Source organism: Flavobacterium sp. DG2-3, from assembly GCF_030730925.1.
Classification (GTDB): domain Bacteria; phylum Bacteroidota; class Bacteroidia; order Flavobacteriales; family Flavobacteriaceae; genus Flavobacterium.
On the sequence record NZ_JAVAMB010000001.1, the window covers coordinates 66,710 to 84,164 of the forward strand.

A 17,455-nucleotide genomic window follows, 5' to 3' on the forward strand; every position below is an offset into this window, starting at 1 on the left:
AAAAAGCTCCTTTTATTGGGAGCTTTTTTTTGGTGTTCAGTGTTCAGGCTTTAGTGTTCAGTTAATTTAAATTTCTATAAATTTTGCTCTTACTGAACACTGAACCTCAAAGCAAAAAACTGAACACTGAACACTAAAAAACAATATCTTTGCAAAAAAAAGTTTTGATTACAGCCAACGATATCTTTACCATTTCAAGTCAGAAACAATTTGAAAAAATAGCACTAAAAGTGTTTCGTTTTCAGCACGAGAACAATAAAGTCTATCGCGATTTCTGTGATTTTTTAAAAGTCAATCCGCAGCAGGTAAAATCACTGCAGCAAATTCCTTTTTTACCCATTCAGTTTTTCAAAAGTCATGATGTAGTTTCTACTACCGATCCTGCACAGGTAACTTTTACCAGCAGCGGTACAACCGGAATGATTACCAGCAGACATTTAGTGACCGATGTTTCCCTATATGAGGAAAGTTACCGCAAAGGATTTTCGCAATTTTATGGTAACATCGAAGATTACGTTGTTTTAGCCCTTTTGCCGTCTTATTTAGAACGCGAAGGCTCTTCGTTAATTTATATGGTAGAAGATTTAATAAAACTCTCCAATCAGCCTGAAAGCGGGTTTTATTTGCACAACCATGATGACCTAATCAAAAAACTTCTTGAACTAGACGAAGCGGGCCAAAATGTAATCTTAATTGGAGTTACATACGCTTTATTAGATTTGATCGAAAAGCATCAATTCAACCTTCAAAACACCATTATTATGGAAACGGGAGGAATGAAAGGAAAGCGTAAAGAAATGATTCGGGAAGAATTGCACGAAATTTTATGCAAAGGTTTTGGCGTTTCCTCTATTCATTCCGAATATGGCATGACCGAACTTTTAGCGCAAGCGTATTCTTTAGGCGAAGGTGTTTTTGAATGCCCTTCTTGGATGAACATTTTAGTTCGCGATCCAGAAGATGCTCTAACGTATGTAAAAGACGGGAAAACTGGCGGAATCAATGTGATCGATTTAGCCAATATCAATTCGTGTTCTTTTATCGCTACGCAGGATTTAGGTAAAAAAAATCCCAACAACTCTTTTGAAGTTTTGGGACGTTTTGATAATTCTGATATTCGCGGGTGTAATTTGATGGTTCTTTAAAGTAATTTAAAAACTTAATTCTCCTCAATTACACCAATACTATCAATACCTTCTTTTTTCTGAAGCTCTTTTTCTTTTTCGCATTTATTTTCCAATAGCCTGTAAACTCCATAGCAAGCCAAAGCACCGAAAAGCACAAAAAGTATATTCCAGCCTGGATTTGTAAAACTATCATCGTTTACGCTGTCCACACCACTAATAAAAACGGCTAAAAGTCCAACAATAAATCCTGAGACAAGAGTGCCTCCGTAATAAGAGACAATTCCAATAGCAAAATAACCCCATTTGTTCTTATCATATTCAAGAGCCAAATTGGCAAATCCTTTCCAAATCCAGTAAATAAGTAAAATTCCAATCATATCGGTTGAGTTAGTTTTTAGGGAATAAACTTAATAAAAAAACTATTACCTTTTAAATATCAGTATTTTAAAAAATAAAAAAAACCAATATTCTTTCGAACATTGGGATTAGTTTATTTAGCTTAATTATTTAATCGATACAATTAAACAACGCGAATCACAAAGTAATTTTTCTTTCCGCTCTGCAACAACACAAACTGATTATTAATTAAATCATTTGCTGTTAAAACAAAATCTTCTTTTATCTTTTCTCTGTTTACAGAAATTGAGTTTGCTGTTAAAGCGCGTCTCGCTTCTCCGTTTGATTTAAAGAAACCTGTTTTTTCGTTTAAAACAGTAACAATATCCAATCCGTTTTCTAGATCAGCTTTTGCGATTTCAGCTTGCGGAACTCCGTCAAAAACTTCTAAGAAAGTTACTTCATCCAGTTTTTTCAAATCTTCAGCAGTAGAATTTCCAAACAAAATATTCGAAGCCTGAATCGCTTTTTCTAATTCCTCACGATTGTGAACAAAAACAGTAATTTCTTCTGCCAATTTCTTTTGTAAAACTCTCAAATGCGGAGCCGTTTGGTGCTCAGCAATTAAGGCGTCAATAGTTTCTTTATCTAAGAAAGTAAAGATTTTAATATATTTCTCAGCGTCAGCATCTGTAGTGTTTACCCAAAATTGGTAGAATTTGTAAACCGAAGTTTTATCAGCATCTAACCAAACATTTCCACCTTCAGATTTTCCGAATTTAGATCCGTCTGCTTTTGTGATTAAAGGCGTTGTTAAAGCGTAAGCTTTAGCATTTTCACCTCCCATTCTACGAACTAATTCTGTACCTGTGGTAATATTACCCCATTGGTCAGAACCTCCCATTTGCAGAATACAATTGTTGTTTTTATATAAATGATAAAAATCGTAACCTTGAATTAATTGATATGTAAACTCTGTAAAAGACATTCCCTCACCTTCTCCGCTAAATCTCTTTTTTACAGAATCTTTAGCCATCATATAATTTACGGTGATTCTTTTTCCAACTTCACGTGCAAAATCGATAAAAGAAAACTCTTTCATCCAATCGTAGTTATTTACCATTACTGGTGCATTTGCTTCGGTTGAATTAAAATCTAAGAAACGAGACAAAACGCTCTTGATTCCAGCTACGTTTTTAGCCAAAGCCTCTTCGTCAAGCAAGTTTCTTTCATCAGATTTACCAGAAGGATCTCCAATCATTCCTGTTGCCCCACCTACTAAAGCTACCGGTCTATGCCCGAAATTCTTTAAGTGAACCAATAAAATGATCTGAACCATGCTTCCGATGTGCAGTGAATCTGCCGTTGGATCAAAACCGATATACGCAGTGGTAGCTTCTTTTAGTAATTGCTCTTCCGTTCCAGGCATACTATCATGATATAACCCGCGCCATTTTAATTCTTCAACTAGATTCTTCATTTTTTTTAAATATTTTGCGCAAATATAAGGATTGTCAATTGCAATAAAAAAATGTTATGCCACAAAGACGCAAAGACACTAAGTTTTACCCAAGAATTGCATCAAAAAAAAATAGCGCAATTCGCGTAATTCATGGCAAAAAAACAAAAACTTCGAGTCTTTGGGTCTTGGCAGCAAAAACAAAAACCTTTGCGTCTTTGTCCCTTGGTGGCAAAAATAAAATACATTGAAAAAAATTTACGGGAAGCCGTAAAAATCTTAACAGCTGATTATTTACTTTTGGCCTGAAAAAAACCAGAAACCTACCTATGACAAAATTTTTACTAACCACTTTATTATTTTATTGCACATTTATTAATGCCCAAATTTCATTTGAAAAAGGATATTTCATTTCTAACGACGGGAAAAGAACAGAATGTTTTATCAAAAATTTAGACTGGAAAAACAACCCAACAGATTTCAGATATAAAATTCATATTACTGATAACGATTCAAAAACAGAAACCATCGCAAATGTTCAGGAATTTGGAATAGACAACAACACAGCATTCAAAAGAGCCAAAGTAAAAATGGATCGTTCAAGCGATAATTTTGAAACAATTTCCCAAACAGGAAAACCAGTGTGGGAAGAAAATACACTTTTTCTAAAAATATTGGTTCAGGGCGAAGCCAAATTATATTCCTTCAGAGAAGATAATCTGATTCGTTATTTTTATGAAACACCAAAAATTCCGCTAGAACAGTTGGTTCATTTAAAATATATTGAATCAAAAGATGGAATGTCAACAGGAAACTTACAGGAAAACAATTATTACAAACAACAATTAAATAATAATGTACGAGCATCTAATACATCAGACAGAGACATTGAAAGCCTGCAATATAAAAAACCTCAACTTGTAAAGTATTTCATAAAATACAATAATATAGATGCCAATACCGAAAACAATGACGAATTAAAAACACGAAACGGTAAATTACACTTAAAAATAACACCGCAAGTTAGCTTAATTTCCATGACGATGAATGACGGAGATGTACCTTCAAAAGATGTTGATCTGGATAATAAAACCAATTTTAAAATAGGTGCAGAATTAGAATACGTAATGCCATTCAACAAAAACAAATGGAGCCTGTTTATAAATCCGGCTTATCAGAAATATGAAAATAATATAACCTATAGCAGACCAGGTACTTTTGCGGGTTCTCCAGAGAAAGTTCGTTATGTCGAGATAAAGTACTCAAGCGTTCAACTTCCTATTGGTTTACGTCATTATTTTTTCTTAAATAATAATTCAAAAATCTTTATCAACGCCGCTTATTCCTTAGAAATAAACGGAAAAGCCAGCATTTCATTTGACAACAATTTAGAGCAGGAAAGCAACACAGATTCTAATTTTGCTTTTGGAGTCGGTTACAACTTCAAAGATAAATTTAGTATAGAAATCAGAGCAAATAGCAAAAAAGAATTATTATCTGACTACGACAGTTTTTCTGCTAAATACGGAGCAATTGATTTTGTTTTCGGATATACTTTCTTTTAAGGGACTTAAAAATTGGCACAAAGACGCAAAGACACAAATATTCGCCACGAATTACACAAATTTCTCGAATTGTAATTTCATTTTATTAAAAGGAAAATCGGGGTAATTTGTGTAATTCGTGGCTAAAAAAACAAAACTTCGAGTCTTTACGCCTTCGTGGCAAAAAAAACAAAAAAACCTTTGCAACTTTGTCTCTCTGCAACTTTGCACCTTCCAACCAAAAACTTATCTTTACAACATGATATTAGTAACTGGAGGAACTGGTTTAGTAGGCGCACATTTATTGCTTCATTTAATTGAAAATGGAGAAAATGTTCGGGCAATTTACAGAACCCAAAACAATATTCAGAAAACAAAATCGGTTTTTGATTTTTATAAAAAAGGACACTTATTTGAAAAAATCAATTGGCTTGAAGCCGATATTCTAGATGTACCTTCACTTGAAACCGCTTTTATCGATATCAAACAGGTATACCATTGCGCTGCTTTTATTTCGTTTGAACCAAAAGACGAAGAAAACCTTAGAAAAACCAATATCGAAGGAACTGCCAATATGGTCAATTTTGCTATTGCGAAAGAAATAGAAAAATTTTGCTATATCAGTTCGATTGCCGCTTTAGGCGATATTGCTCCTCACGAAACACACATTACCGAAGAAACAGATTGGAACCCAGAGAAACCGCATAGCGATTACGCTATTTCTAAATACGGTGCCGAAATGGAGGTCTGGCGCGCACATCAGGAAGGATTAAATGTCATTATTGTAAATCCGGGCGTTATTTTGGGTCCGCCTAAAATGATGGATATTTTTGACGAAGGAAGTAGCGAAATCTATCGAAAGGTTTCTAATGGACTTTCGTTCTATACGCTAGGAAGTACTGGTTTTATTTCTATTGATGATATAGTAAAAACAAGTTATGAACTGATGAAAAGCGAAATTAAAAACGAACGCTTTACCCTTATCGCGGATAATATCGTTTTTAAAAATCTTTTGGACACAATTTCAGATGTTTTAAAAGTAAAGCGACCACACATTCACGCCAAGCCTTTCCTGATGAATGTATTATGGATTACTGACGGAATATTTTCTACTTTATTTTTTAGAAAAAGAAGTATTACAAAAGCAACGGCAAAAGCTTCTTACTCAAAGAATCTGTATAGTAACGAAAAAATAAAAACCGCTCTAGGAACGGTTTTTACTGATATTCATCATTATATTAAAGAAAGCTCTAAACTATAGTTTCTTCTTTCTGTTTTCCATCTGAGCTCTTTTTATAGAATCGATATTTACCTTAGGAATTGTCTTTTTCACAGAATCTTTGGAGACTGCTGCGGCTTTCTTTTTATTTTCCTTAGCTGCTTTTTTCTCATCAATTTTAGCTAAAGAATCTGCCGCTCTCTGGTTTACAGAAATTCTTTTATTTACCTCATCAAACATGTCTTTATAATTATCATAATCAGAGGCATAATACATATTGTTTTGAGCAAATTGAAGACTGTCTACTTTGTATTTTTTCAAAATAAACTTAGTCGGATCATTTTCTATCGAATCCAAAGACAATGGTTTCTGATATCTCATTGCTTCCAAAAGAGATAAATCATACATAATATCGATCATCTTCTCTTTCTCAATAAGCTTTGCAGGCTGTTTTACAACCTCTTTTTTACAGCTGATAGAAAGAAATAAAACCAATAGTATTACTATAAGATTCTTCATAATCGTTTTTTATCTGTCAAATAATAATCTTTTTCCAGCTTTAGAATCTTTTACTTTGAAGTTATTATAAAGCAACTCTCCATTTACGAAAGTATGCGTAATTCTCGACCTAAAAGTATAACCTTCAAAAGGAGACCAACCGCATTTTGCTAAAATATTGTCTTGATTTACACTCCAAGGCAAACTTGGATTTACAATAACTAAATCGGCATAATAACCTTCTTTAATAAAACCTCTTTTTTCGATCTTGAAAAGTTTAGCCGGATTATGGCACATTTTCTCTACAATTTTCTCCACGCTGATTTTTCCTTGGTGATGCGCTTCAAACATCGCCACAACGGCATGCTGCACTAGCGGACCGCCAGAAGGAGCGTTTAAGTAAGACTGCTGTTTTTCTTCTTTGGTATGAGGAGCATGATCGGTTGCAATTACGTCAATTCTTCCGTCATTTAATGCTTTCCAAAGTTCTGCACGATCTTCTGCTGTTTTAACAGCTGGATTCCATTTAATGAAATTTCCTTTTGTTTTATAATCTTCATCAGTAAACCAAAGGTGGTGCACGCAAACCTCAGCGGTGATTTTCTTTTCTTCTAAAGGAATTTTATTCGTAAACAATTCCATTTCTTTCGCAGTTGAAAGATGGAAAATATGCAATCTCGCCCCAGTACGTTTTGCCAGCGCCACAGCTTTTGAAGACGAAATATAACAAGCTTCTTCACTTCTTATTAAGTTGTGCGCTGTTACTGGAACATCTTCTCCGTATTGCTCTTTAAAAGCAGCAAGATTATTTTTAATTGTAGTTTCGTCTTCGCAGTGAACCGCAATTAACATTGGCGTGCTAGAAAAAATCTTCTCCAAAACCGCTTCATTGTCAACCAGCATATTTCCTGTTGATGAACCCAAGAAAATTTTAATTCCAGCAACATTTTTCGGATTCGTTTTTAAAACTTCTTCCAAATTATCATTGGTTGCTCCCATCATAAACGAATAATTCGCAAATGATTTCTGAGATGCAATCTGATATTTATCTTCTAAGATTTCTTGTGTAACCGCATTAGGAACTGTATTCGGTTGTTCGATAAAAGAAGTGATTCCCCCCGCAACCGCCGCGCGAGATTCTGATTCGATATCTCCTTTGTGAGTCAATCCTGGTTCTCTAAAATGCACTTGGTCATCTATGGCGCCCGGCATCAAATAATTTCCTTCAGCATCGATTACGATACAATCTGAAGTTTTTAATGAAATGCTATCTGCAATTTCAACAATCAAATCGTTTTCAATTAAAACATCACCTTCAAAAATTGTCCCTTCGTTTACAATTTTGGCATTTTTTATTAAAATCCTGTTCATCTTAGTGGTTTATAATGAATTGACTAATTTTCTTAATCGAAGTGAAATCACTCCAAGTATAGCTTCTTTAATAATAGCATTGCTCATTTTAGAAACTCCTTTTGTTCTATCTGTAAAAATAATTGGGACTTCGGTAATTTGAAATTTAGCACAATAAGTTCTGTACTTCATCTCAATTTGAAACGCGTAGCCGACAAATTTTATTTTGTTCAGATTGATTTTTTCTAAAACCTCTCTTTTATAGCAAACAAAACCCGCGGTAGCGTCGTGAATCTTCATTCCGGTGATAAACTTCACGTAAACAGATGCAAAATAAGACATCAAAACTCGACTTAAAGGCCAGTTTACCACATTTACTCCCGTTACGTAACGAGATCCAATAGCAAGATCTGCTCCACCAAAATGGCAAGCATCATACAATTTCTCTAAATCATTTGGATTATGCGAAAAATCGGCATCCATCTCAAAAACAAATTGATAGTCACGTTCCAAAGCCCATTTAAAGCCGTGAACATACGCGGTTCCTAATCCTGATTTTTTGGTTCTTTGTTCTAAAAAAAGTTTCCCTGGAAATTCTTCCTGTAAAGCGATCACTTTTTTAGCAGTATGATCGGGAGAATTATCATCAATAATCAGCAGATGAAAAGATTTATGCTGCGAAAGTACAGCTCTTACTATACTTTCTATATTTTCAATTTCGTTATATGTGGGAATTATGACAATACTATCATTCATTTTTTCTCGGTAATTTCACCGCAAAAGTAAACTTTTTATAGCATTTGATTCATAATAAATATATAATAAAAGTATTGCATCAAAAAATTACTAATTTTGTAACGCTATGATTGAACAACTTCACCCTCGAATTATTGAAAACAAAGACTGGGCAACACTTTTATTTGTGGTGACCTTTGCCGTTGTTGCCATGACAAAATCTGCTTACGAAACAAGATTTAGTGAATTTAGTAAACTTATTTTTTCTGACAAATACGCTAAAATTTACCGAGACAACAGCCACATGAAAAATAGCTTTACTGTGGGGCTATTTTTTGTGCAGATCATATCGTTTGCTTTTTTTATTCTTCTTGCAATGAATATTTTTGACAGCAGCATTAAAAAGACCGACTGGATTCTATTTATACAGATTGCTACTTTTCTGCTTTATTTCATTTTAGGAAAGTATTTGATCGAAAAAATTGTAGCAACTTCATTCAACATTGACGAATTTGTAGAACTATTTAACCTACAAAAAGTAACTTACAGGACGTATATTGGCGTTTTAATCCTTCCAATCAATGCTGTTTTGTTTTATTACAACAATATTCCGCAAATAATTCCGCTAGCAATCATAGGTATTTCGCTGTGTATTAGCGTATACTCTTACTTTATTTCGATCAAAACGTATCAAAACGTAATAATCGGCAAATTATTTTATTTTATTTTATATCTTTGCGCTCTTGAAATAGCCCCTTATTATTTTCTTTATTATTGGATAACAAAAGGGAGTGCTTAGAAAATATTTATAATATGAAAGTGAAAACAATTTTGGTGTCACAGCCTGAACCTAAAGTGGAGAATTCTCCTTACTTTGAGCTCCAACAAAAACACAAAATAAAAATTGATTTCAGACCATTTATTCATGTAGAAGGGGTTAGCGCAAAAGAGATTCGATTACAAAAAATCGATCTTAATCATTACACTGCGATCATTTTAACAAGTCGAAATGCTGTAGATCATTTTTTTAGAGTGGCTGATGAAATGCGTTACAAAGTTCCTGAAGGATTGAAGTATTTTTGTCAATCTGAGGCTGTTGCGTTTTACCTTCAAAAGTATGTTGTATACAGAAAACGTAAAATTTACGTTGGAGCAAAAGATTTTGCAGATTTATCTCCGTTAATCAAGAAGTACAAAGACGAGAAGTTTTTGCTTCCTGCATCTGACCAATTAAATGCAGATGCTCCTGTTACCCTAAACGGTCTAAAAGTAGATTGGGCACAAGCTATTTTTTACAGAACTGTAATGAGTGATTTATCTGATTTAGCTGATGTTTATTACGACGTTTTAGCTTTTTTCAGTCCAACAGGAATTAAATCATTGTTTAAAAATTTCCCAGATTTTAAACAAAACGATACCAGAATTGCCGTATTCGGAAGCACAACGCAGAAAGAGGCTTTAGACCACGGATTAAGAATTGATATTCTTGCTCCAACTCCTGAAACTCCTTCTATGACAATGGCTTTAGAAAAATACGTTGCAGAAGCCAACAAAGGAAAATAAACCTAAGAAATTACAATATTTAAAATTCCAAATTCCAAACTAATCACTTGGGATTTGGAATTTTTGTTTTAAAGCAGTTTTTTTAACCGCAAAGAACGCAAGGCTTTTTTCTCATTTTTTGTCAGTCTGAGCGGAGTCGAAGACCACGTAAGGAGCTCAGCAATCTAAATAGCCAATCTTTGTAGAGTTACTAGCGTGGTCTTCGACTCCGCTCAGACTGACAAACTAGAATTAATCACAACTAATTCGGGTAATTTTCCACCACGACTCGAGCGATAGCGAACAGGCGAAGCAATTCACGAATTAATTGCAAAAAAAATTCAAGAATTCGTGGCGGTTAAATTCACACCATCCATAAAATTGGAATTTGGAATTTAAAAATTGGGATTTTTCATTTATTAAATATTCGAATTTCCATTTATTGAGCATTTTAACTACATTTGATTGCTATTCAAAACCCAAATCTCAAAAAATAGTTTCAAATTATAAGTTATGAAAATCAACTCCCTTTTAATTGAAATTGACGGAATCGACAAAGAAATCCTTCGATATCTAATGGACGATGCCCGAAAACCAATCTTGCAAATCGCTAATAAAATCGGAATTTCTGGCGCTGCAATTCACCAGCGATTAAAAAAACTGGAACAATCTGGAGTTATCTCTGGGTCTAAGTTTACAGTAAATCCAAAAGTTTTGGGTTACAATACCATGGCTTTTGTTGGAGTTTATTTGGACAAAGCTTCCAGAAACTCTGAAGCAGTAAAAGAACTTAGAAAAATACCCGAAGTTTTAGAATGCCATTATACCACAGGAAACTGGTCGGTTTTAATTAAAATCATTTGTCGCGATAACGAACATTTAATGCAACTTTTGAATACAAAAATCCAAGCAATTGAAGGGGTTTCGAGAACTGAAACTTTTATTTCACTGGATCAGCAGATTGATAGGCAGATTCAATTATAAATTAGATAATGTGCCAATTTGATAATTAGATAATCGTGTAATTAGACAATGTGCCGATTTGATAATTAGATAATTTTTGAAAACCTGTTAGAAGTGCTTCGACTACGCTCAGCCTGACATAATAAATAAAAAAAAAACAAAACCCCACAGATTTTGAAATCTGTGGGGTTTGTATAATTTATCTAATTGACTAATTACCAAATTGGCACATTATCTAATTAGTTTCTTCTACTTCCGGAATAAATCGAGATATAGTACAATAACGTTGCGATCGAACCAATTGCAGCTACTACATAGGTTCTTGCAGCCCATTTTAAAGCATCTTTTGCTCCTGCTTGCTCTTCTTGCGTCAGCATGTGTTTGTTTTCTAACCAGGCCAACGCTCTGTTACTCGCATCGTATTCTACTGGAAGCGTAATAACAGAAAACAAAGTCGTTGCTGCAAAAATGATAATTCCGATTAATAATAATCCAGGAAAAACTTTAATCATTAAGATTCCTGCAATTAAAATCCATTGTACATAATTGGATGCAACGCTTACAATCGGCACCAATTTAGAACGCATGGTAAGCCATTCGTAACCAATTGCGTGCTGTACGGCGTGACCGCATTCGTGTGCTGCAACTGCTGCCGCGGCGGCATTTCTATGATTGTAAACTGCTTCGCTTAAGTTTACTGTTTTATCTGATGGATTATAATGATCTGTTAACTGACCCGGTGTTGAAATAACACGAACATCTGTAATTCCGTTATCAGCCAGCATTTTCTCTGCAATTTCACGTCCGCTCATTCCGTTTCTTAGCTGTAATTTCGAATACAATTCAAATTTACTCTTCAGCTGTGAGCTTACTAGCCAGCTGAACAACATGATAGCTCCAGCAATAATTAAATATCCTGATCCCATTTTTTTTGTGTTTTTAGATTGATTTTTAAATTTACAAAACAAACTGCAAATTGCGAACCATTTTAACAAAATGTCATTTTGGCATTTTTCTACCACTTTTGACTTAATTCAGCATGTTGTTTTTGATTAAAAAAGCAATTAATTCTGCCACATTTTTCATTTTATACTTTTGTAGAATATTACGACGATGCGTTTGGACGGTTAGGAAACTTAAAAACAAATCATCTGCAATTTCTTGAGTCGATTTTCCTTGCGAAAGCAATAAAGCAATATCACGCTCTCTCCTACTTAAACCTGGAATTCGCTCTAAATCTTCAGACAAGGGCTGACTGATTATGGTTTTTACTTCTTCGCTAAAAACAATTTCGCCATCAATTGCTTTATAAATGCATTCTTTAAACTCATCAAAAGAAGCATTTTTAAGAATATATCCGTTTCCACCATTCTGAATAAACTGCATAACCAAACTTCTTTCAGACTGGCTGCTCATACCGAGAATTACGATTTTAGGATGTTTCTGTTTGATTGTTTTACACAAATCAACCCCATTTATAACGGGCAGAAAAATATCCATTAAAATCAAATCTACTTTATTGTCTTCTATATAGTTTAAAAGTGCAATTCCCGATTCGAATTTTTCTACTATTTCTATATCATTTAAATCCGACAATAGGCCCGCTATTCCAGAAATTACAATCGGATGATCGTCAACTATTACCGTTTTATATTTCATACTTATGATTTGGATTATATTTTAATTCGATGTAAGTCGAAGTTCCTTTATCAATAACAGAATCTATTTCTAATTTTCCGTTTAAAAAAGCCACACGGTTTTTGATATTCCGCAAGCCCATTCCGTCTCTCTTTTCTGCATATTCAACATTAAATCCGATTCCGTTATCTTCAACCGTTATAAAAAAAACATCTTTATTCTGCGAACACGAAACTAGAATCTGAGAAGCTTTGGCATATTTTAAGGCATTATTTAAAAGTTCCTGAATAATTCTAAAAATCATAATTTTAAAATGCTGTGGCAAAGTCGTTTTTTTAATCAGATACTGAAATTCAATTGTAGTTTCGGCTGTTGAATGCGAAGCGCATAAATCTCTCAGCGCATGTTCCAGTCCAAGTTTCATCAGACTTTCAGGCATTAAATTCTGAGAAATATTACGAAGCTCTTTTATCGAATCATTCAGCATTCCGTTAATGTTTGGAGCATTTTCATTGTTTTCGCGTTCAGCAAGATTCAAATGAATTTTCAGGCCAGAAAGCATACTTCCGAGTCCGTCGTGCAAATCTCTAGCAATTCTTTTTCGCTCAATTTCTTCTCCTTCAATCAACGCATTTGAAACAGATAATTTCTGCTGGTTTTCTAATGCTTCGAGTTCTTGTTTATGATTGACTTCTTTTTGAAAACTGATCTTTTTCTGATAGTTATTCCAGCTCCACAAAAACAAAACAATTAAAAACAAAACAAATGAAAGCACCGCAAAAAGCATCATATTCAAACGATTGTTGTTTACCTGCAACACGGCTTTTTCATTTTCAGACTGAAGCAATCCGATTTTCTTTTCGCTTTCTGCTTTTTTATATTTGGCCTCAAGCTCAACAATTTCGTTCTTTAATTTCGCATCATTTAGACTATCGTTAATAACGTTGTATTTATTAGAATAATAATACGCTTTCGGATATTCTTTAGTTGCATTATAAACCTTCGACAGCTCTTTATAATAGTTTTTCTTGTCTACAATAAAAGGCGTGTTTTCTACTAAATATTCTAAATTGCTTTTTGCTTTATCATAATTTTTAAGCTTAAAAAGCACTTCATATTCAGCAAATTTCAATCGGTTTACGGCAATTGCATTATGATGGCTTTGAGCCGATTTAATTCCTTTATCAAAACTGGCTAAGGCTTCGGCATGCTTGTTTTGTTTTGCATAATAAATTCCTTCCGAATAAAAATACGAATCATTTAAGTTGGATTCTGGATATTTCTCTAAGGTCGAATACGCTTTATCCAGAATTTCTTTAGCGTCATAAAAATGTTTGAGTTCTACTAAATTTTCTGCATTTATAATATAGGTTTCCATTTTAGACTCGGCTAAAGTGGCCGATTTTTTAGTGGTACTTTCAATATATTTCTGTGCCTGATCGAGATATTCGGCAGCTTTTTCGCGCTCGTCATTGTTCATGAAAATAATTGCAACAGCCTTATTAAGCGCACTAATCAATTCGTAGTCGCCACTTCTTTTAGCAATCGGAATAGCTTCATTGACCAATAATTTCATATAGGCATTTTCGTTATTCTTGCGCTGCTGCATAATACCGTAATTCTGAAGTATCACGGCACGAAGTTTATAGGCTTCTTTATTGCGATATTTTTTGAGTTTCGTATTGGCTTCGAGCAAAGCTTTTTCAAAACCCTCCAAATCGCCTTTTTCTATAAAACTGTACGCATTATAAAAAACAGAAGCATCTTTCAAAAATGGAAACTTAACCTTCAATCGATTTGCCTGTTCCAAATATTCCTTTGATTTTTTAGCATTCTGAGTCATTAAAAAAAGCTTTGACAACCTGAAACTATTCAAACTTTTGACACTGTCAGATTTTGTGTTTTTTGTGATTTTAACAATACTGTCAATATAAACAGTATCGTCATCTAAGGAAAGAATTACTTGTGAATGAGAAATTGCAGTGAAAAACAAGAAAAATAAAAAGGCGTAGATTTTCTTCATAAATATGGCATTTACTCAAAGTTATTAAAGCTTAACGACTTTCAAAAAGAAAACAGCAGCTTTTACCTGATATCAGGTAAAAAAAAATACATTTTATCAGGTATTGATAACTCTTTTATAAGGGACTAATTTTGTTTGACTATGAATTTTAATTAAAGAATTTTATTATGAAATCAATTTTGAAAACTTTAGCAATTGTATTGACCCTTGCTTTTACAGCAGTTTCTTGCAGCAGCGATAACGACGATAATGGAGGTTCAAACAACTCAAGAGATGTTAGATACGAAATCACTGGAAACTACACAGGAACTCTTTCTACAACTTATTTTGAAAAAGGAGGAAATGCATTAAATGAAGATATTACAAAACTTCCTTGGACGAAAGAGTTCACTGCTGAAGCAAAATCTATGGGAGCAACATTGAGTGCGAGCGGATACGGAGGTGTAGCTGGACAGACATTGACTGGAAAAATTTATATTGGAGGAAAATTAGAAAACGAACTAACTGCTACAGCAAATAGTGACGGAATAATTGTTCTATCTCTTACTCCATACGTTTTTCCACTATAAAATTTAGAATTTAGATTTTTGTTTTTGGTAAAGAAAAAGCTTCGCAAATTGCGAAGCTTTACTTTTTTATAATTCTAATTGACGATTAACCTCTTCAAATTTCCCAATCAAACCATTTATTTTATCCTGCTGTTTTTTAATTTGTTTCGGACGAAGGTAAAACCAATTGAAAAGCATCCAAAACAAAGTGATTCCATAAGTTAAACTCGCGGCTAAAACACTCATTCTGCTGGCGTATTCGTACATATACAAACAAATTCCGATTGTGAGAAACAGAAAGTAAAAAGTCATCATTTTGGTTTGCAGAAACTGCTGTTTCTTTTTTATCAAAATCAATTTCTGCAAATATTCCTGATTGGTTTGTGTAGAATCAATGTTTCTGTAATCGTTCAATAATTTATTATAAACAAACACATAAACTACCATAGCCAGAATGGTAATCACAATTCCTATTTTGGTCGAAATAAATTGTGGCTGATAATATATCCAGATAAAAGCAATAAAAGCACTCGTTGCCAAAAGCGTAATATTGGTCAACCACAAACAGCGTAAAGCCGTTTTTTTAAATTTACTTAATCGTACCAACAAATCTTTCATATCGGGCTGACTTACGGTTTGTTTTTTCCATAAATCTTTGAAGTCTATAGTATTATCGTTGTCCATTTTCTTTAAATTTTTGAGTCAGTTTTTCTTTTATTCTGTGAATTTTCACTCTAACATTAGCTTCTGAAAGTCCGACGATTGTTGCAATTTCTGCTTGTTTTATTTCTTCTAATTCTAATGAAATAATAATACGGTCGGTTTCTGGAAGCTCAGCAATACATTTATACAAAAATTGAATCTGAGGTTCTATTGATTGTTGTTTTTCTTCTGAAAGATGAACCGGAAGCTCTGATTTTGGAAAACGCTTTTGCTTTTCGATCTGCCTTAAACAATTATTAGAAGCAATTCTAAAAATCCAAGTCCCAATAGCCGATTCGTTTCTAAACGTTTCCAGTTTCTGCCAGACAATGATAAACGTTTCCTGAGTTAAATCTTGCGCGGCATTGTGATCGTTGACAAAACCCATGCAAAGCCTGAAAATTCGATCCCAATAGGTTTTATATATTTCTTCGAATTCCATTTTAAGCTTTTATAAAATTGTTTAACTGCTCCAAATACCAAGCTGTATCGTCATACATAATAAAATGCAGGCCTTTATTGGCGTACTTAAAATCGGCTGTTTTCAAATTTTTATATTGTTCGTCGATTACAGGTTTTAAATTTATAAAATAAGACTCTAATAAAATTAGCGAAGGACATTTTATGTTTGAGATTCTTTCTCTTAAATCAACATTGAAAAAGTCGCAATACATCTGACCAAAAGTCGTTCTGTCTGATTTTACACTCCAGTCGACAACCATTTCCAGTTTTGACTGATCTGCCAGAAGTCTCGGCATTGTTTGCTTTTGCATATCATAAAACTGCTTTTCGTTCATTGCAGTCATTTGTGTAACCATTGCCGAACAATCATTATTTTCTTTTGATTGAAATGAAGGATCACTCAAAGCCGCCAGACAAGGAAGCGCATCTACCACAACAATTTTCCCAACCAATTCTGGATAATCTGCCGCAATTGCCAGTGCCAGTCCGCCACCCATACTGTGACCGATTACAATTGGTTTTTCAATTTTATTGTCTTTGATATAATTAGCAATTCCGTTTTTCCAATTTTCAAATGAAGGATTCGGTTGCGGTTTTACTCCTGCGAAACCCGCCATTGTTAACGTATAACACGTAAAATTTTTCTCGAATGCAGTTTTGGTTTCATTCCAAACTTCTCCAGAAGAAGCAAAACCAGGAATGAAGATTATTGATTTTTTTCCGTTTCCCGTTTTAACCACTTCAAACGGATATGATTTTGTCTGTCCAAAAACATTTAAACATAATGCTGAAAATAAGAATGCTATAACTAAGATGATATACTTTTTCATTTTAATAGTTTTTAAGTTTATAAATAATCGGATCCATGCTTTGGATACGAGAACTATTAAAATGTTACAAAACTTTTTAAAACTCCAATTATTAAATTCCAAATTCCAATGTTGGTGCGGGGTTTAACCGCAAGGTGCGCAAAGGTTTTTCGCAAAGGACGCAAGTTTTTTTTGCCACGAAGGCGCTAAGAAGCAAAGTTTTTTGTCAGCTTTTTTTGTCTGTCTGAGCGGAGTCGAAGACCACGTAAGAAGCTCGACAAAGGAAAGTCGAAACGATTTTTTTTTCACGCAGATTCTACAGATTAGAGCAGATTTAATATGATTTTTTATTTATTGAAATCTCTAGATCTGCTTAAATCATTTAAAATCTGCGTGAAACAAAAAAATCAGTGGAAATTTTTTTAATCTGTGGCAAAAAAAAGCCAATCTTATTAGAGTTGCTCGCGTGGTCTTCGACTCCGCTCAGACTGACAAACTAG

At 33.8% G+C, this 17,455-nt stretch carries 18 protein-coding genes; 7 read left to right on the forward strand and 11 right to left on the reverse strand.

The genetic code is table 11. From position 1 onward, the window contains the following. The first annotated feature begins 164 nt into the window (after positions 1-164). Positions 165-1,145 carry an acyl transferase gene (locus Q9Q97_RS00285; protein ID WP_306154840.1) on the forward strand — a complete coding sequence of 327 codons (981 nt, stop codon included), beginning with the start codon at positions 165-167 and terminating at the stop codon, positions 1,143-1,145. 14 nt (positions 1,146-1,159) lie between these two features. On the opposite strand, the gene Q9Q97_RS00290 is transcribed toward Q9Q97_RS00285, so the two are convergent. Both Q9Q97_RS00290 and tyrS read right to left on the reverse strand, forming a co-directional pair. Continuing rightward, positions 1,160-1,504 carry a hypothetical protein gene (locus tag Q9Q97_RS00290; RefSeq protein WP_306153270.1) on the reverse strand — a complete coding sequence of 115 codons (345 nt, stop codon included), beginning with the start codon at positions 1,502-1,504 and terminating at the stop codon, positions 1,160-1,162. A gap of 143 nt (positions 1,505-1,647) precedes the next feature. Then, complete coding sequence (tyrS, locus tag Q9Q97_RS00295; RefSeq protein ID WP_306153272.1) at positions 1,648-2,943, reverse strand: tyrosine--tRNA ligase; 1,296 nt, start codon at positions 2,941-2,943, stop codon at positions 1,648-1,650. A gap of 308 nt (positions 2,944-3,251) precedes the next feature. Between tyrS and Q9Q97_RS00300 the strand changes: the two genes are divergently transcribed. Next, the gene (locus Q9Q97_RS00300; protein ID WP_306153274.1) at positions 3,252-4,487 is read left to right on the forward strand and encodes an outer membrane beta-barrel protein; all 1,236 of its coding nucleotides are present in this window, start codon (positions 3,252-3,254) and stop codon (positions 4,485-4,487) included. A gap of 238 nt (positions 4,488-4,725) precedes the next feature. Further along, on the forward strand, positions 4,726-5,727 hold the full coding sequence (locus Q9Q97_RS00305; protein WP_306153276.1) for an NAD-dependent epimerase/dehydratase family protein: 1,002 nt from the start codon (positions 4,726-4,728) through the stop codon (positions 5,725-5,727). Here Q9Q97_RS00305 and Q9Q97_RS00310 read toward each other — a convergent pair. Genes Q9Q97_RS00310 through Q9Q97_RS00320 form a run of 3 tightly spaced genes read right to left on the reverse strand, consistent with a single transcriptional unit; the run spans position 5,722 to position 8,289 of the window. Beyond that, positions 5,722-6,204: a DUF4296 domain-containing protein gene (locus Q9Q97_RS00310; protein WP_306153278.1), complete on the reverse strand. Its 483-nt coding sequence runs from the start codon at positions 6,202-6,204 to the stop codon at positions 5,722-5,724. The two genes, Q9Q97_RS00305 and Q9Q97_RS00310, sit on opposite strands and share 6 nt — an antisense overlap. Before the next feature lie 9 nt (positions 6,205-6,213). Next, entirely contained in the window at positions 6,214-7,554 is a 1,341-nt protein-coding gene (locus Q9Q97_RS00315; protein WP_306153280.1) for a dihydroorotase, read from the reverse strand. Between the two features lie 9 nt (positions 7,555-7,563). Next, on the reverse strand, positions 7,564-8,289 hold the full coding sequence (locus Q9Q97_RS00320) for a polyprenol monophosphomannose synthase (RefSeq protein ID WP_306153282.1): 726 nt from the start codon (positions 8,287-8,289) through the stop codon (positions 7,564-7,566). Between the two features lie 106 nt (positions 8,290-8,395). Between Q9Q97_RS00320 and Q9Q97_RS00325 the strand changes: the two genes are divergently transcribed. The 3 genes from Q9Q97_RS00325 to Q9Q97_RS00335 all read left to right on the forward strand — a co-directional run bounded on the left by Q9Q97_RS00325 (position 8,396) and on the right by Q9Q97_RS00335 (position 10,794). Further along, positions 8,396-9,067 (forward strand): DUF4271 domain-containing protein, encoded by a 672-nt coding sequence (locus Q9Q97_RS00325; RefSeq protein ID WP_306153284.1) that lies wholly within the window; start codon positions 8,396-8,398, stop codon positions 9,065-9,067. 14 nt (positions 9,068-9,081) lie between these two features. Then, on the forward strand, positions 9,082-9,831 hold the full coding sequence (locus Q9Q97_RS00330; RefSeq protein ID WP_111365823.1) for a uroporphyrinogen-III synthase: 750 nt from the start codon (positions 9,082-9,084) through the stop codon (positions 9,829-9,831). Positions 9,832-10,323: 492 nt separating this feature from the next. Further along, positions 10,324-10,794, forward strand: coding sequence for an Lrp/AsnC family transcriptional regulator (locus Q9Q97_RS00335; RefSeq protein WP_008465121.1), 471 nt, complete (start codon positions 10,324-10,326; stop codon positions 10,792-10,794). Positions 10,795-11,012: 218 nt separating this feature from the next. Here Q9Q97_RS00335 and Q9Q97_RS00340 read toward each other — a convergent pair whose 3' ends face one another. The 3 genes from Q9Q97_RS00340 to Q9Q97_RS00350 all read right to left on the reverse strand — a co-directional run bounded on the left by Q9Q97_RS00340 (position 11,013) and on the right by Q9Q97_RS00350 (position 14,434). After that, a complete protein-coding gene (locus Q9Q97_RS00340; protein ID WP_095928287.1) occupies positions 11,013-11,699 on the reverse strand; it encodes a zinc metallopeptidase in 687 nt (228 codons plus the stop codon). Between the two features lie 103 nt (positions 11,700-11,802). Next, a complete protein-coding gene (locus tag Q9Q97_RS00345) occupies positions 11,803-12,432 on the reverse strand; it encodes a response regulator transcription factor (RefSeq protein ID WP_306153287.1) in 630 nt (209 codons plus the stop codon). Beyond that, on the reverse strand, positions 12,422-14,434 hold the full coding sequence (locus Q9Q97_RS00350; protein WP_306153289.1) for a sensor histidine kinase: 2,013 nt from the start codon (positions 14,432-14,434) through the stop codon (positions 12,422-12,424). The genes Q9Q97_RS00345 and Q9Q97_RS00350 overlap by 11 nt, the downstream gene beginning before the upstream one ends. A 167-nt stretch (positions 14,435-14,601) precedes the next feature. Here Q9Q97_RS00350 and Q9Q97_RS00355 point away from each other — a divergent pair, with 167 nt between their 5' ends. Next, positions 14,602-15,003: an MmpS family transport accessory protein gene (locus Q9Q97_RS00355; protein ID WP_306153291.1), complete on the forward strand. Its 402-nt coding sequence runs from the start codon at positions 14,602-14,604 to the stop codon at positions 15,001-15,003. 66 nt (positions 15,004-15,069) lie between these two features. Here Q9Q97_RS00355 and Q9Q97_RS00360 read toward each other — a convergent pair whose 3' ends face one another. The 3 genes from Q9Q97_RS00360 to Q9Q97_RS00370 are packed head-to-tail and all read right to left on the reverse strand — an operon-like array spanning position 15,070 to position 16,976. Then, a complete protein-coding gene (locus Q9Q97_RS00360) occupies positions 15,070-15,666 on the reverse strand; it encodes a hypothetical protein (RefSeq protein WP_306153293.1) in 597 nt (198 codons plus the stop codon). Further along, positions 15,653-16,126 carry an RNA polymerase sigma factor gene (locus Q9Q97_RS00365; protein WP_306153295.1) on the reverse strand — a complete coding sequence of 158 codons (474 nt, stop codon included), beginning with the start codon at positions 16,124-16,126 and terminating at the stop codon, positions 15,653-15,655. The genes Q9Q97_RS00360 and Q9Q97_RS00365 overlap by 14 nt, the downstream gene beginning before the upstream one ends. Position 16,127: 1 nt before the next feature. Then, entirely contained in the window at positions 16,128-16,976 is an 849-nt protein-coding gene (locus Q9Q97_RS00370) for an alpha/beta fold hydrolase (RefSeq protein ID WP_306153297.1), read from the reverse strand. Positions 16,977-17,455 lie beyond the last annotated feature (479 nt).